This window comes from Candidatus Pelagibacter sp. Uisw_137, assembly GCF_047720245.1.
Lineage (GTDB): Bacteria > Pseudomonadota > Alphaproteobacteria > Pelagibacterales > Pelagibacteraceae > Pelagibacter.
On record NZ_CP159811.1, the window covers coordinates 262,412 to 276,551 of the forward strand.

Annotated in this window: 14 protein-coding genes and 1 pseudogene; 4 read left to right on the top strand and 11 right to left on the bottom strand. The window is 31.5% G+C overall.

Translation table 11 applies throughout. The annotated features are described in order from the left end of the window. Positions 1 to 51: 51 nt before the first annotated feature. The 7 genes and pseudogenes from ABXT61_RS01370 to ABXT61_RS01400 all read right to left on the bottom strand — a co-directional run bounded on the left by ABXT61_RS01370 (position 52) and on the right by ABXT61_RS01400 (position 5,986). A complete protein-coding gene (locus ABXT61_RS01370; protein ID WP_415315534.1) occupies positions 52 to 1,062 on the bottom strand; it encodes an alpha/beta fold hydrolase in 1,011 nt (336 codons plus the stop codon). Continuing rightward, positions 1,062 to 2,484: pseudogene (locus ABXT61_RS01375) on the bottom strand (glutamine synthetase family protein). The gene ABXT61_RS01370 and the pseudogene ABXT61_RS01375 overlap by 1 nt, the downstream one beginning before the upstream one ends. Before the next feature lie 20 nt (positions 2,485 to 2,504). Continuing rightward, positions 2,505 to 2,900, bottom strand: a complete 396-nt coding sequence (locus ABXT61_RS01380; protein ID WP_415295457.1) for an AraC family ligand binding domain-containing protein — start codon at positions 2,898 to 2,900, stop codon at positions 2,505 to 2,507. 17 nt (positions 2,901 to 2,917) lie between these two features. Then, positions 2,918 to 3,337: a lactoylglutathione lyase gene (gloA, locus tag ABXT61_RS01385; protein ID WP_415315535.1), complete on the bottom strand. Its 420-nt coding sequence runs from the start codon at positions 3,335 to 3,337 to the stop codon at positions 2,918 to 2,920. Continuing rightward, on the bottom strand, positions 3,330 to 4,466 hold the full coding sequence (locus tag ABXT61_RS01390) for an aromatic ring-hydroxylating oxygenase subunit alpha (protein WP_415315536.1): 1,137 nt from the start codon (positions 4,464 to 4,466) through the stop codon (positions 3,330 to 3,332). Before ABXT61_RS01390 ends, gloA begins: the two co-directional genes overlap by 8 nt. Positions 4,467 to 4,615: 149 nt before the next feature. After that, entirely contained in the window at positions 4,616 to 5,194 is a 579-nt protein-coding gene (locus ABXT61_RS01395) for a peptidylprolyl isomerase (protein WP_415315537.1), read from the bottom strand. Between the two features lie 69 nt (positions 5,195 to 5,263). Continuing rightward, positions 5,264 to 5,986, bottom strand: a complete 723-nt coding sequence (locus ABXT61_RS01400; RefSeq protein ID WP_415315538.1) for a putative zinc-binding metallopeptidase — start codon at positions 5,984 to 5,986, stop codon at positions 5,264 to 5,266. A gap of 57 nt (positions 5,987 to 6,043) precedes the next feature. Between ABXT61_RS01400 and speB the strand changes: the two genes are divergently transcribed. The 3 genes from speB (at position 6,044) to ABXT61_RS01415 (ending at position 10,105) form a co-directional block, all read left to right on the top strand. Beyond that, on the top strand, positions 6,044 to 7,003 hold the full coding sequence (speB, locus tag ABXT61_RS01405; protein WP_415315539.1) for an agmatinase: 960 nt from the start codon (positions 6,044 to 6,046) through the stop codon (positions 7,001 to 7,003). Between the two features lie 20 nt (positions 7,004 to 7,023). After that, positions 7,024 to 8,460 (top strand): aldehyde dehydrogenase family protein, encoded by a 1,437-nt coding sequence (locus ABXT61_RS01410; RefSeq protein WP_415315540.1) that lies wholly within the window; start codon positions 7,024 to 7,026, stop codon positions 8,458 to 8,460. Between the two features lie 193 nt (positions 8,461 to 8,653). Then, the gene (locus ABXT61_RS01415) at positions 8,654 to 10,105 is read left to right on the top strand and encodes an NCS1 family nucleobase:cation symporter-1 (protein WP_415315541.1); all 1,452 of its coding nucleotides are present in this window, start codon (positions 8,654 to 8,656) and stop codon (positions 10,103 to 10,105) included. A 47-nt stretch (positions 10,106 to 10,152) separates the two neighbouring features. On the opposite strand, the gene ABXT61_RS01420 is transcribed toward ABXT61_RS01415, so the two are convergent. From ABXT61_RS01420 to argE, 4 genes are read right to left on the bottom strand one after another with little or no spacing between them, the layout of a single operon-like run. Further along, complete coding sequence (locus ABXT61_RS01420) at positions 10,153 to 10,650, bottom strand: ureidoglycolate lyase (RefSeq protein ID WP_415315542.1); 498 nt, start codon at positions 10,648 to 10,650, stop codon at positions 10,153 to 10,155. Continuing rightward, positions 10,647 to 11,633 carry an allantoicase gene (gene alc, locus ABXT61_RS01425; RefSeq protein WP_415315543.1) on the bottom strand — a complete coding sequence of 329 codons (987 nt, stop codon included), beginning with the start codon at positions 11,631 to 11,633 and terminating at the stop codon, positions 10,647 to 10,649. The genes ABXT61_RS01420 and alc overlap by 4 nt, the downstream gene beginning before the upstream one ends. Positions 11,634 to 11,635: 2 nt before the next feature. After that, positions 11,636 to 12,535, bottom strand: a complete 900-nt coding sequence (gene puuE / locus ABXT61_RS01430; RefSeq protein WP_415315544.1) for an allantoinase PuuE — start codon at positions 12,533 to 12,535, stop codon at positions 11,636 to 11,638. Between the two features lie 39 nt (positions 12,536 to 12,574). Continuing rightward, positions 12,575 to 13,765 carry an acetylornithine deacetylase gene (argE, locus tag ABXT61_RS01435; RefSeq protein ID WP_415315545.1) on the bottom strand — a complete coding sequence of 397 codons (1,191 nt, stop codon included), beginning with the start codon at positions 13,763 to 13,765 and terminating at the stop codon, positions 12,575 to 12,577. 27 nt (positions 13,766 to 13,792) lie between these two features. Here argE and ABXT61_RS01440 point away from each other — a divergent pair, with 27 nt between their 5' ends. Then, positions 13,793 to 14,134 (top strand): tRNA-binding protein, encoded by a 342-nt coding sequence (locus ABXT61_RS01440; RefSeq protein WP_415315546.1) that lies wholly within the window; start codon positions 13,793 to 13,795, stop codon positions 14,132 to 14,134. Positions 14,135 to 14,140: the final 6 nt, after the last annotated feature.

Below are 14,140 nucleotides of genomic sequence, written 5' to 3' on the forward strand. Positions count from 1 at the left end.
TATATTGGGTACAACCTGTAATTTAATAGTGTTTTTTATTAGTTTATTTAACTAAATTAATAGTTCAGTAATATTTTGATCTAATTTTCTTTGAAAATTCTTATCATTACCTGGATTTGCTGCACAATGTCCATAAGCTGAGTCAACAGGCCTTAATAATGATTTTTTAATAAATCTTTTTTCAAATTCATTTTCTGCCGTTCTAAAATATAAGTCTTGATTGCAGGGCATTAAAATTGTTTTTGCCCTTATTGATTTAAGCGCTTTAATATAATCACCTTTATATGTTGGATTTTTACTAATATCATTTAACTGCCAAGTTTTTAATTTACTTAAAAGGTTATTAGCATCCCAATTTTTTGCATGATCGTTAGCCCAATTTTTAAGTAGATCTTCTACATTCGTAAAACCAAATTTCTTATAAAGTTTTTTTCTATAAAAATCTTGAGAGAAGGCCCAACCGGCATATACACGTCCAAAGGCTTTTAACCCTGCAATAGGTTGTTTTTTATATTTACCTTCATTCCAATTTACATCTGCTGTTAATGCAGCTTTAACACCCTCCAAAAATACATGATTATGTGTTGAGGTTTTTGAAGATGCACAAAAAGGAAGAATTGATTTAACCATGTCAGGATATTGAGTGGCCCACTGATATGATTGACAACCCGCCATAGACCAACCAGCAACTAGTGCAATTTTCTTTATTTTAAGTTTTTCAGTTATTAGTTTATGCTGGCAATAAATATTGTCCCAAAGTGTTATTTCAGGAAACAGAGACCCATGTTGAGCTTTAATGCTATTACTTGGTGAAGAAGACAAACCATTGCCAAACATGTTTATTGAAATAATGAAATATTTATTTGGATTTATTGCTCTATTTTTTCCAATAAAACCTTCATTGCGAATATGAGTGCCTGTATAAAATGTTGGAAGCACTATTACATTTGATTGATCTTTATTAAGTTTTCCATAAGTTTTATAAACTAATTTGGCACACTTAAGTGTCTTACCAGATAAAAGTTTAACATTACCCAAGTTAAACTCTTGATATTTTTTCATTAATAAAGTCTAAGGTACTCTTTTACTTCCCAATCTGTAACTGCTTGATGATATCGTTCCCATTCATCATTTTTATAGGCAAGCAATGACTTTTTCATTACAAGTCCCAAAACTTCATCAGTTAATTTATCATTTTTTAGAGCCTCAATCGCTGACAGTAAGTTTCTTGGTAGTCTTTTAATTCCAAGTTTTTTAAACTCACTTTCTGACATATTGTATAAATCTTGATCAGTTGGGTCTCCTGGATGTATTTTATTTTCAATTCCCTCGATTGCTGCTGAAATTGTCATTGAGAGTGCAAGATAAACATTCATAGTCATATCTGCAGCTCTATTTTCAATACAATATCTATTTTGAGGTAATCTAAATTGTGCAGATCTATTATTATGTCCATAAGTAATATTTGTTGGAGCCCAAGTTACAGTTCCACCTTCAAAACCTCCAACTCTTGGCACTAAACCATTATATGAATTTACAGTTGAGCAAGTAATAGAGGTTATTGCTTCCGCATGTTTCATTAACCCACCAACAGCAAAGATTGATTCTTTTGACCACTTATTTCCACCATCAAAAATGTTCTTCCCATTTTTATCTACCATTGAAAAATTGATATGAGCTCCTGATCTCCAGTCACCTATCGTTGGTTTGGGCATGAAGGTAATAAACATATTATGTTTTTTAGCTATTTCTTTTAAAAGAATTCGAAGAAAAACCAATCTATCTCCCATCTCCAAAAGATTGGTATAATGAAAATCCAATTCAAATTGAGAATAAGCCCCTTCTGCTACAACATCATGTATCATCCAACCTAGATCATTTAAAATATCTATTAGCTCTTTTAAAAAATGCATAGAGTTCTAATGTGTGCTCTACATCATAACCAAAAGCTTGTCGTCTTGGCCTAAGACCCTTGACTGGATCATTATCAATAGCTTTAACAGGTTGGCCATTTTCATCATACTTCATTGCAATAAACTCTGGCTCTATCCCGGCCATTCCTTTGTATCCCGCATCTTGAGCTTTTTGCATTGCACGTTTTAAAGCTTGTCTAGGACAAACATTATATGGTTTATCTTCCCAAAAAAGATCTGCAAAAATAATAGCAGTAGTAGTGTCCCATGGACAAATATACACTGCATCTAAATCTGGTAACATGACCTGATCAGAGTCTGCGGGAGTAAGTTCAGGAACAAAAGAGATGGAATGAACAGCAAACTGAGGCCCTTTACCTAAACATAATGGTTCAAAATCAGTCATTGGTACAGGTTTTGATTTTGGTATACCATGGAGATCAATCCAGCTGGATAAAACATACTTCACACCAGCATCTTTTAATTTTTTATGAACAGAAGGTATTTTTTTTCTATTACGTTCAACTGCATCTTTAAAGTTTTCATAATAAATTTTTTCATTCTTACTCATATTGATCTCCTTTAGTTTTGCTATTGTGGCATATCTTCAGGGTCTATTCCTGGTACGAATGTAATACCTGCTTGTTGTTTCCAATCATGAGGATAAGCAGCGTAAAATATTACACACTTTTCATCACATTCATAAGCAATATGATTATCTTTTGGGATATAAAGCACATCTCCAGGGTTACAAATATAAGACTCACCATTACATGTAAGGCGAAAAGTTCCTGTCATACAGTAAATGATTTCATCACAAGTTAAATCCCATGGTATAGAAGCTTTGTTTAAAAAATTTAAACCTCCACACATTGTGTTACTCACCTTGCTAGTCACAAAAGGCTTAATGTAACTTTTTCCTGGCTCTAAAGTATGAAGTCTATTTTCAATATCTTTAAATTTATATAATTGTGGTTTTTTTGACATTTATATTCCCTTTCTATTTATACTTTTACTGGTTCATTTAACTCGACCTTGTATCCATCTGGATCTTCACAAAAGGCTATTATTCTAGTTCCGTGCTTCATAGGACCTGGTTTACGAGTAATATTTATGCCTAATTTTGCAAGATCATCACAAGCTTTGTAAACATCTGGTGTTTCTATGCAAACATGTCCCCATCCATTACCTTTGTCATAATCATTTTTTTGGTTCCAGTTACAGGTTAGTTCTAAACATGGCGATTCTGTTTCAGGACCATAACCAATAAAAGCATTAGTAAATTTCCCCTCTGGATAGTCTGTTTTTCTTAAAATTTTCATCCCTAAAGTTTTGCAGTAAAAATCAAAAGATGCTTCTAAATTTTTAACTCTGATCATAGTATGAGCAAGTCTGTAACCCTCTAGGTTAATTTCTTTAGACAATTTTTATCCTTCTTGTCACTTTAAAAGATCTTCTAATAGAATTCATTATAAGTTTTTGAAATGCCTGGACTCCTTTTTCCCATACAGGAGATAAAAGCCCACCATTATTTGATGCTGGAGAAGATCTACCTTCTTGTAATCTTTCACACATTTCATGATCTTCTTTATGAACACTCCACCAAATATTCTTAGTTGCTTGAATTTCTTTTTTAGTCATCACTTTATTATCTATAGTATAGATTATTCTTTTTTGTGAGGTTACGCCCGGACTTATAGGAATATTTAAATAAACACCAACTTGATTTGGATAATAAGTCCCCATTATAAAATTTGGAAAAAGTGATAAGTATCTTGATGTAACAGATAAAGCGTTGTAATTTTTTTCATCTTCTTGCTCGATATCAACGCCACTTCCATAACACTTACCATCTACAAATGTGTAATGATCCTTTAAGGGTTGATTTGTTGTTGTTTTATGAACAAACTGAACATGATAAGGTTCAATAAAATTTTCAATAAGAAATTTCCAATTAGTATTTATTTTACCAAAATCTAAAGTTGCAACATAATTTAATTTTGTTAAATCAATATCATTAAATCTTTTTATAAGTGGCTTAGCATATTCTTCAAATTTTTTTGCCTTTCCATTAAAATTTATAAAAATCCAATCATGCCAAATATGAGTTCTAATTGGCTTTAATCCATGATCTGAAAAATTAAAACCTTCAGGTTTATGTTGATTTGTACCACCTATATGTGGTGCAGCCTTTAATTGTCCTTTTAAATTATAACTCCATGCATGATAAGGACATTTAATAATTTTTCCTACATTCTTTTTTTCGTCAACCAGTTTCAAACATCGATGACTACACACATTATGAAAAGCAGAAATTTTGTTTTCTAGATCTTTAACAAGAAATATAGGCTTACTTGCAATGGATAAAGGAATTATATCACCAGGATTTTTAAGTTCGTGAACTAGACCAACAAACAACCAGTCATCAGACAAAACTGTATTACATTCTTTTTTCCAAAAACCATCATCAGTATAAGATTCTGGAGGTAGTCCATATATAGTATTTAAATTCTTAGCTCTCTTAATTTTAGTAAAATCTCTCTGTTTAGGCATCTGCTATACTATAAATAAGTCCCGTTGTTATATTCAAAACCTTATTTGAGAAAATTAAAGTTTACAATAAAAATAATTTCAGAGAATTTGTAAATTGGACCTAAAAATTCAGAGTATTAAATTTTGTAACTAAACTATTTCTAGATCGTTTAATTGAGCATTTTAAAGGTATTAATGAAATCAGGTCTCAGAATATACTCAGAATTATCTAAAAATTTGATTTTTTTTAAGACTTTTATTCCATAAATAACTCTACCAACTGGAGTGTATTCACCTTCATATAATGGCTCATCCTCAAGTATTATAAAAAATTGACTATCTTCCGTATTATTTCTAAAAGTTCTAGCTAAACCAACACTTCCTTTTGTGAAGTTAAATTCACCTTCTAACTCAGAATTGATAGTTCCTAATCCAGATTGACCGGTTCCTATTTTTCCATAATCTAAACTATTTTTTCTACCAAACTCTAAATCTCCAGCTTGAATTAATTTATTTTCAATTACTCTATGAAAAGCAACATCATCATATCTATTAGCTTTTATTAATGTTTTAAACCTTTCAACTGCATTTGGAGACACATCTGGATAAAGTTCTATGATAACATTTCCACATGGAGCATTAAGTATTGCTATATTCTCTGGATTGCTAAATTGAATATCATTTGGATTATAATTTTTGACAAATAAACATTTATTTTTAATAATTATATAAGAAGTCAAAGAAAACATTGCTAGGATTATTAAAAAAATCAATAGAATTTTTTCGGATATGGAGGCCCTAATTTTTTTTATCATTTCCTAGAATTTGAAAGTTTTATCCACCTTCAATATATTTTTTATTATAAATTCTTTTTTTCTTTGAAGAATTGAATCATTGTTAGGAATATTTATACCAAACATTATATGTGAAAAAACTTCTGCCATATCCTCTGAGGGTGTTGTCTTTGAGTATTCTGTTAAAAATCCATCTGTATCAATATACGTATTAAGGTCAATTTTGTCAGTACATGTTGAGCAATCGGCATATTGAAAACCTTTTTTATTAAAATCTATCCATTTTTCTTCATTAAAAACTTCTTTGTGCTGAAGATGCATTACATGAAAAACTTCATGATGGATTACTCTTTCGAAGTAATCTTCATTAAATTTAATATCCAGTATTAACGTTTTCATTATATTATCTGGAATACCAGCTGTATATAGTTCTGAAATTGATAAATTTTCACACATAACAATATATTTGAGGTTAATTTTTTTTAAAAAATCATAAGAATATCTACTAAGATTTTTATGAATAATCTTATATTTTGTGTCCAAATCTTTCTTATTTGAATCTGAGCAAACAATATTTTTTTGAGTACCTAACCTAAAAGGTCTGACGGCATAAAAATATTTAAGCTTATTTTTAGTATTTATTTCATAAATCTCTAAGTTAGGTATTTTGATGAGATTATAAATAGTATTGGCTTTTAGTGGGGTAATAAAAATAATTAATAGTAAAATGGCTCTTATTAAGTTCATAATTATAAAGATAGAAGATATTCCATTATCAAAGAATGTGGTACATTTTATTTATATATGAAAAAAGAAAGAAATAAAAACCCAATTCAACCTGTTAGTGGAACTAAAGTCCCAAGATTTGCTGGACCATCTACATTTGCAAGACTACCAGAATTAAGAGATGTTGAAAGTTGTGATGTAGCAATTGTTGGAATTCCATTTGACGCTGGTACCAGCTACCGACCTGGAGCTAGATTTGGACCAATGAGTATTAGACAAGCATCAAGACATTTGAGAACTAATTATCATCCAAGTTATGATGTTGAACCTTTTAAGGTGCAGCAGGTTGCTGATGCTGGTGATATCACTTGTAATCCATTTAGCATTGATGAATCGATAAAACAGATTGAAGCTGGTGCAACTGATTTGTTGAATAAAGTTGGTGGAATAATTAGCCTAGGTGGTGACCATACAATTGCAGTACCTTTATTAAGAGCAATCAATAAAAAATGTAATGGACCAGTTGCCTTAGTACATTTTGATGCACATTTAGACACTTGGGACACATATTTTGGTGCTCCTTATACACATGGAACTCCTTTTAGAAGAGCAAGAGAAGAGGGTTTATTTTTAGATGATGCTTCAATGCATGTTGGAATTAGAGGCCCTCTTTACAGTAGAGATGATATTAAAAATGATGAAGAATTTGGTTTTAAAATTATTCACTGTGATGAGTTTCAAACACAAGGCACAGATAAAATTGCCAAAAGAATTAAAAAAAGAGTTGGTAACAATCCACTTTATTTGTCTATTGATATAGATGTTTTAGATCCAGCTTTTGCTCCAGGCACAGGCACACCTGAAATTGCTGGTATGACTACAAGAGAGATGGTCAATGTTTTAAGAGGACTGTCTGGTTTAAATCTTGTTTCTGCTGATGTGGTTGAAGTTTCCCCAGCATATGATCATGCTGAAGTTACCTCGTTAGCTGCAGCAACCATTGTTTACGAACTAACAAATTTATTTGCAAAATCATAAAGAAAGGATAGTTTCTCAAAATGCTAGATAAGACAAAATTTTATATCAATGGTGAATGGGTTTCCCCAAAAAAACCAAATGACTTCAAGGTAACAGATCCCTCAACAGAGGAAGAGTGTGCCGTTATATCTTTAGGTGGAGTAGAAGATGTAAATGATGCAGTAAGAGCAGCAACTAAAGCTTTTGAAACATGGGCATTTTCAACAAAAGAAGAAAGATTAAAATATTTAGAAGCTTTATATGTTGTTTATAAAAAGAGATGGGCTGATATGGCTAAGGCTATAACTCTTGAAATGGGAGCACCAATTGACTTTTCGACACAATTACAAGCAGGAACTGGAGCTAGCCATATAAAATCTTATATAAAAGTTTTAAAAGAATATACGTTTGAAGCGAAGTTAGGAGAGCATGCGCTTAATAATAATATTTTACATGAACCAAAAGGAGTTTGTGCATTAATTACGCCATGGAATTGGCCAATGAACCAAACTTGTTTAAAAGTTATTCCAGCTATTGCTGCAGGATGTACAATGGTGCTTAAGCCATCTGAAATAGCCCCATTATCATCGATGATTTTAGCAGAGATGATAGATGAAATTAAATTACCAAAAGGTGTATTCAATTTAGTTAATGGAGATGGTGCAGTTACTGGAAATGCACTTACTAGTCATCCTGATGTAAATATGGTTTCATTTACAGGATCTACTAGAGCAGGTGCTTTGATTTCTCAAAATGCAGCAAATGATTTTAAGAGAGTTAGTCTCGAACTTGGAGGAAAAGGGGCAAATATTATATTTAAAGATGCAGATGCAGAAGCTGTTGAAAGAGGTGCTTTAAGATGTTTTAGAAATTCAGGGCAATCTTGTAATGCACCAACAAGAATGTTAGTTGAAAAATCTATTTATGATGACACTGTTGAAAGAGTAAAAAATTTTGCTAACTCAATGAAAGTTGATATTGCAACGAAAGAAGGTGATCATATTGGACCTGTTGTATCAAAAGCTCAATTTGATAAAATCCAAGCTTTAATTCAAGTTGGTATTGATGAGGGTGCTAAATTAGTTGCTGGTGGAACTGGTAAACCAGATGGACTTGGTAAAGGATATTTTGTTAAACCTACTGCTTTTGCAGATGTTAATAATCAGATGCAAATTGCAAGAACAGAAATATTTGGACCTGTTTTGTCAATCATACCCTTTGAAACTGAGGAAGAAGCAATTCAAATTGCAAATGATACTCCTTATGGATTATTAAATTTTATTCAAACTCAAGACCAAGAAAAAGCCAATAGAGTTGCTAGAAAATTAAGATCAGGAATGGTTGATATTAATGGTGCGGGCTTAGCACCTGATGCTCCTTTTGGTGGATATAAACATTCAGGTATTGGTCGTGAAGCAGGTAAATTAGGCCTAGAAGAATACTTAGAAGTTAAAGTAGTAAGTGGTTGGAACGATTAATTAATTCATACTTAATGTTCATTATAGGTTTTTAGAAATCAAATAATCCCTATTTTCATTGGTTAATTCTACAAATGATAGGTTGTATGTTTTTATTCTTTACACGGCAATTATAATCCATAATGTCGCACTAATGGTTACCATAACTTTTTAATAGTTAGTGAGAGTAACAAAAATAATAGGGAGAAATAAAATGGGTAGATCGTCAAAACTCTACAATTCAGATTTGGCTCCAACTCCAAGTAGTAAGAAAAATTGGGGATGGTTTGAAATCTTTAACGTGTGGGCTAATGATGTTCAAAGTTTATTTGGTTATACTTTGGCAGCATCATTGTTTTTAGCATCAGGACTGAATGGTTGGGCTGTATTTGCTGCATTAATTCTTGCAGGATTTTTTATCATGTGGCTAGTAAACCTTTCAGGTAAGCCAAGTGTAAAACATGGAATACCATATCCAGTTTTTGCCCGTGTTAGTATGGGTGTATTTGGAGCTAACTTTCCAGCAATGGCCAGAGGTCTTGTTGCAATGTTTTGGTATGGAGCACAAACTTATGCGGCATCAACAGCTGTAGCACTTTTAATTACTGGAATTACAGGAATGGAAGGTGAAGTTATGCTTCTTGGTATGACAGGTGTAATGTGGGTTTCATTTATATTTGTTTCGGCATTCCAAGTTTATTTATTTTGGCAAGGTGTAGATCTTATCAAAAAATTCTTAAACTTTGCTGGACCAGCTGTTTATGTGGTAATGATCGTTTTAATGTTGGTTATATGGGCCAAAGCTGGTGGAGGACTTTTTTCAGAAGTAGGAACTATATTTTCTGGAGGAGAAAGAACTGGTGGTTTTGAGGGCTTAGGATCATTTGGAGCTTTCATAGCTGTATTTTCAATCATGGTTGGATATTTTGCTGCAGTAGTAATTAACTTTGGTGACTTTGCCAGATTTGTTAAAAATGAAGAAGAGATGAGAAAAGGAAACTTATGGGGACTAGTAGGAAATGTAATTCTATTCTCTTTCATCACTTTAATGATTACTGGTGGAACAATTGCAATTTTTGGTGAATACGTTGCAAGTCCAACAGAAATGGTAGCTAAAGTAGACAACTTAGGATTAACAATAATTGCCGCATTTGCATTTTTTGCAGCAACAGTTGGTATCAATATGGTTGCAAACTTTATACCGCCTGCGTATGACTTAGCTAATTTAATGCCAAGTAAAATTAATTTTAAAACTGGTGGATTAATCACAGCTGGTTTTGGATTTATTATTGGTGGTATGTGGGTTGCTGTTATTACACAAATGGGTTTATTTCCATTTGTTAATACACTAGGAGCAATTCTTGCACCTGTATTTGGTATAATGATTGTAGATTATTACATCATCAAAAAAGAAAAATTAGATGTAGATGCATTGTTTGATGCAAGTCCTAGTGGGAAGTACCATTACAATGGAGGCTTTAACTACAAAGGAATGTTAGCTTGGATATTATCAGGTTACATTGCTGTAGGAACTGTATGGCCAAACATCTTGATTTTAGGTTTAGATGATTTCTTTGCTAACTTAGGCGGAGGCGGAGGATATGCTTGGATAATTGGAGCATCATTAGGTGCTGTAGTTCACCTTGCTATATCTAAAAGATCATAAAACAACTCTATAGTTAAAAAAAGACCCGTCGCATTAGTGCGGCGGGTTTAGTATTTAAGGATTATTTCTTCTTTTTCTATATTTTCAATAACAAGATTATCTCCAGAACCTTTTCTATCGACTACTAAAAAATTCATATCTTCTGTGGCTATTAGAGGAAAATGCCAAATACCCGGATTGTAATTGACACCTATTTCTGGAGGAACAATAAAAGCTTCAATTTTATTAAGATCTGGTTTATTGCCCTCAGGCGCAACAAGTACTAAAAAAGTAGTTTGTTTCATTGGTATAAAGGCTTGACTTCCCAAGGGATGTTTTTCCATCATATCAATTTTCATTGGAAAAGATCTTTTTAGAGCTGAAAAAATACTAATAGTAGTTTCTCCATTATCTTTTGAAGTATCTAAGTTAGCTATTCCATCAAATCTTTTGGCATAACCTTCGTTAATTTCAATAGGTTTAATATCAGCTGTTGTAATCATATCTCCAAACTTTTTAAAATTTTCTTTATTAATTGGCTTTGGTTTTATCACAAAGTTGGTCATATATTTTTTCCATAAACTCTAAATCGAGATATCCCACCATCTGGAAAAATATTAATTTTTATAAAATTGATCTTATCTTTTTTCATTAGATTGTTTTTAAAAACATGTACTTTATTAGAGGATAATTTTACATCTTTTAATAGATACTTCCATTTGACTGAAGAATTTACAATTTGTTTTGAGCCTTTTATTTTTGTTAAATAAGCAGCTTGTAATGAACAGTAGCTTGGAAAGTTACCTTTAAAATGGTGAGTAGAAATTTCAATTTTATCAATTTCTTTTCCATCTAAAGAATTTAATATTAACCAATCAAATCCTGGGCCACGTCTTCTTCTTGTTTCCCATCCATCTCCCATATTTTTAGCTTTACCAGGGGCTAAAATATTTTCTGCTTTACCGAAGTGTTCATTGTTGCAAGCAATAACAGAAGCACCATCTAATAGTGATGCAAGATTTGTTTTTTTATTTTTCAATTTATTAGATTTTTCAATTGAACCAAATAACCTCAATCGAGCAACCCCACCATCTGGAAAAATATTAAATTTTATATGTGTAAATTTTTTTTTACTATTTGTAGTAAAGAAGTGATGGCTATTTGCTTTAGTCTTTTTCTTAGAAAGTAATGGTTCCCACTTTAATTGATTTATCTTATTTGAACTTGAGTTCGTTCCTTCAATAGAAATCATTGCTGGCTGGTTTCCATTAAAATGGGATGTATCAACATCAACTTTTTTAATAGAACCAGGTTTTCCTAATTTTAAAATTATATAATCATGCCCTTTAGTTCTTTTTCTTCTAGATTCCCATCCATCCATCCATTTACCATTTTTATCAAACAATTCATCTTTAAAAATTGCTGGCAAAGGACTAATAATTCTATTTGCTGAAGCAAAAAAATCATCAGTTTTAAATATAACCTTAGTTCCCAATCTAGGTTGAGCTAAATCGATAAGACCATTTGTAAAAATAATTTTTTTTGACATTATTAAGAATAGTTTTTAATCCAATGTTTGGCTATATCAATTCTTTTACATATCCATACATCTTCATGTTTAAGAATATAATCTAGAAATTTCTTTAAAGATTGCACTCTTCCAGGCTTACCAATTAATCTACAGTGTAATCCTACTGACATCATTTTAGGGTTTGTTTTTCCTTCCTCGTATAAAACATCAAAGCTATCTTTTAGATAAGAAAAAAAATGATCACCTGTATTAAACCCTTGATTGGTAGCAAATCGCATATCGTTGTTATCTAGGGTATAAGGAATAATCAATTGTTTTTTCTTATTTCTAGTTTCCCAGTATGGTAAGTCATCACTATAAGAGTCACTGTCGTATAAAAAACCACCATCTTCCATAACTAGATCTCTAGTGTTGGGGCTACATCTACCTGTATACCAACCATTAGGTCTTTCCCCAAAAATTTTTGTATGAGCTTGAATAGCAAGTTTCATATGCTTTTTTTCTTCTGCTTTTTCAATATTTTGATAGTCAATCCATCTCCACCCATGAGATGCAACCTCATAATTAGCTTCTATTATAGCATTACAAACTTCAGGATTTTTCTCTAAAGCCATACCGACTCCAAAAACTGTTATAGGAATATTTTTTTCTTTAAATAGTTTGTGTAATCTCCAAAATCCTGCTCTTGAACCATATTCATAAAGAGACTCCATATTTATATGCCTACCTTTTATAGGCTGAGCACCAATGATTTCTGATAAGAAAATTTCTGAGTTATTGTCACCATTTAAAACACAATTTTCAGCACCTTCTTCATAATTTAAAACTATTTGAACAGCAATACGTGCATTATTAGGCCACTTAACCTTTTGATCTTTGGAGCCATACCCAATCATATCTCTTGGATCCTTTTTAGACATAAAAAAATTATAATTTACTTTGTATTGTTTAACAATTTATTAATTTGAAACAGATTCTACTTTGATACCATTAAGTAAGTTTAAACATTTTTTAAGCTCATCCAAAACAATGAACTCATCAATTTTATGAGCTTGTTCAATTGATCCTGGACCACATACAACTGTGCTTATTCCAATTTCTTGAAATAAACCTGCTTCAGTTCCAAATGAAACAACTTGTCTAGAATTATCACCGGTTAAACTTGAAATTAATTCACAAGCATCTGACTTATCTTCTCTATCAAATCCAACTATTTCACCAATAATATCTTTTTTAATTGAAGCATTAGAAAAAATTTTTTTCATTTCAGGTAATAACACCTCATTTGCATACTTGTCGATTTCTTGGTTTAAAAATACACCATCTTCTTTAACAACTGGTCGTGTTTCCCAGTTAACATGACATTTGTCTGCTATTACATTATGTGCAATACCACCAAACACACCACCAATTGATAAGGTAGAGTGAGGTGGGTCAAAAATAGAGTCTTTTGGTGCTCTACTCTTAAGTTTATCCCTAAGTTCAATTAATTTATTTACATATCTTGATGCATATTCAACAGCACTTACACCTTTATGAGGTGCAGAACTATGTCCTGCTAAACCTTTAAAATAAGTTGTGTATTCATAACATCCTTTATGAGCATCAATAATTTTCATATTAGTCGGTTCACCAATAATACAAATACCATCTTTAATTTCTCTTTTTTTTAATTCCTCTATTAGTATAGGAGCACCCTGGCATGCTGTTTCTTCATCGAATGTAAATGAGAAATGAATATCTCTATCTAAATTTGATTTAGAATAAATAGGTGCATAAGCTAAAGTACATGCAATAAAACCTTTCATATCACATGAACCTCTTCCGTATAATTTATCACCTTTAATGGTTGCGGTAAAAGGATCAGAACTCCAACCCTTTGATACTGGAACAACATCAGTGTGGCCCGATAAAATAATTGGCTTCTTATTATTTGAATTTTTTGCTTTTAGTGTAGCAAATAAATTTACTCTTTTTTTTTCATCATCGTAAGTTCTAAAAGAAGTGGCACCTAACTTTTTTAAAATATCATCACAATAGTTAATCAAAGAGCTATTATCTTCTCCAGATATTGTTTTGAAGCTAATTAAATCAGTTAAAATTTTAACGGAATTATCAAATAATTGATCTGAACTATTTTCTGTACTCATAAATAACTTCCATTATATATTAAATATATGAAAGAACAAATAACCTATGATGACTTTGATAAAATAGATATTAGAGTTGGAACCGTAATCTCTGTAAAAAAAAACGAAAAAGCACGTAAACCTTCTTTAGTTATTGAAGTTGATTTTGGTAAAGAAATTGGAATTAAACAGTCTTCTGCGCAAATTACTCATTATTACAATGAGGAAAATTTAAAAGGAAAACAAGTTGTGGGTATTTGTAACTTTCCTGAAAAAAATATCGCAGGAATAGTTTCACAAGTTCTTATTTTAGGATCAATTGATAAAGAGGGAAAAGTTATATTACTCCATCCATCTCAAGAATCTGAAAACGGTCTTCCAGTAGCTTAATTTTTT

Excerpts from the sequence above, each read along its gene's own strand:
- ABXT61_RS01370 (WP_415315534.1), bottom strand. The coding sequence starts at position 1,062 with ATGAAAAAATATCAAGAGTTTAACTTGGGTAATGTTAAACTTTTATCT.
- ABXT61_RS01380 (WP_415295457.1), bottom strand. The coding sequence starts at position 2,900 with ATGTCAAAAAAACCACAATTATATAAATTTAAAGATATTGAAAATAGA.
- ABXT61_RS01390 (WP_415315536.1), bottom strand. The coding sequence starts at position 4,466 with ATGCCTAAACAGAGAGATTTTACTAAAATTAAGAGAGCTAAGAATTTA.
- ABXT61_RS01395 (WP_415315537.1), bottom strand. The coding sequence starts at position 5,194 with ATGTTTTCTTTGACTTCTTATATAATTATTAAAAATAAATGTTTATTT.
- ABXT61_RS01400 (WP_415315538.1), bottom strand. The coding sequence starts at position 5,986 with ATGAACTTAATAAGAGCCATTTTACTATTAATTATTTTTATTACCCCA.
- speB (WP_415315539.1), top strand. The coding sequence starts at position 6,044 with ATGAAAAAAGAAAGAAATAAAAACCCAATTCAACCTGTTAGTGGAACT.
- ABXT61_RS01410 (WP_415315540.1), top strand. The coding sequence starts at position 7,024 with ATGCTAGATAAGACAAAATTTTATATCAATGGTGAATGGGTTTCCCCA.
- ABXT61_RS01415 (WP_415315541.1), top strand. The coding sequence starts at position 8,654 with ATGGGTAGATCGTCAAAACTCTACAATTCAGATTTGGCTCCAACTCCA.
- ABXT61_RS01420 (WP_415315542.1), bottom strand. The coding sequence starts at position 10,650 with ATGACCAACTTTGTGATAAAACCAAAGCCAATTAATAAAGAAAATTTT.
- alc (WP_415315543.1), bottom strand. The coding sequence starts at position 11,633 with ATGTCAAAAAAAATTATTTTTACAAATGGTCTTATCGATTTAGCTCAA.
- puuE (WP_415315544.1), bottom strand. The coding sequence starts at position 12,535 with ATGTCTAAAAAGGATCCAAGAGATATGATTGGGTATGGCTCCAAAGAT.
- argE (WP_415315545.1), bottom strand. The coding sequence starts at position 13,765 with ATGAGTACAGAAAATAGTTCAGATCAATTATTTGATAATTCCGTTAAA.
- ABXT61_RS01440 (WP_415315546.1), top strand. The coding sequence starts at position 13,793 with ATGAAAGAACAAATAACCTATGATGACTTTGATAAAATAGATATTAGA.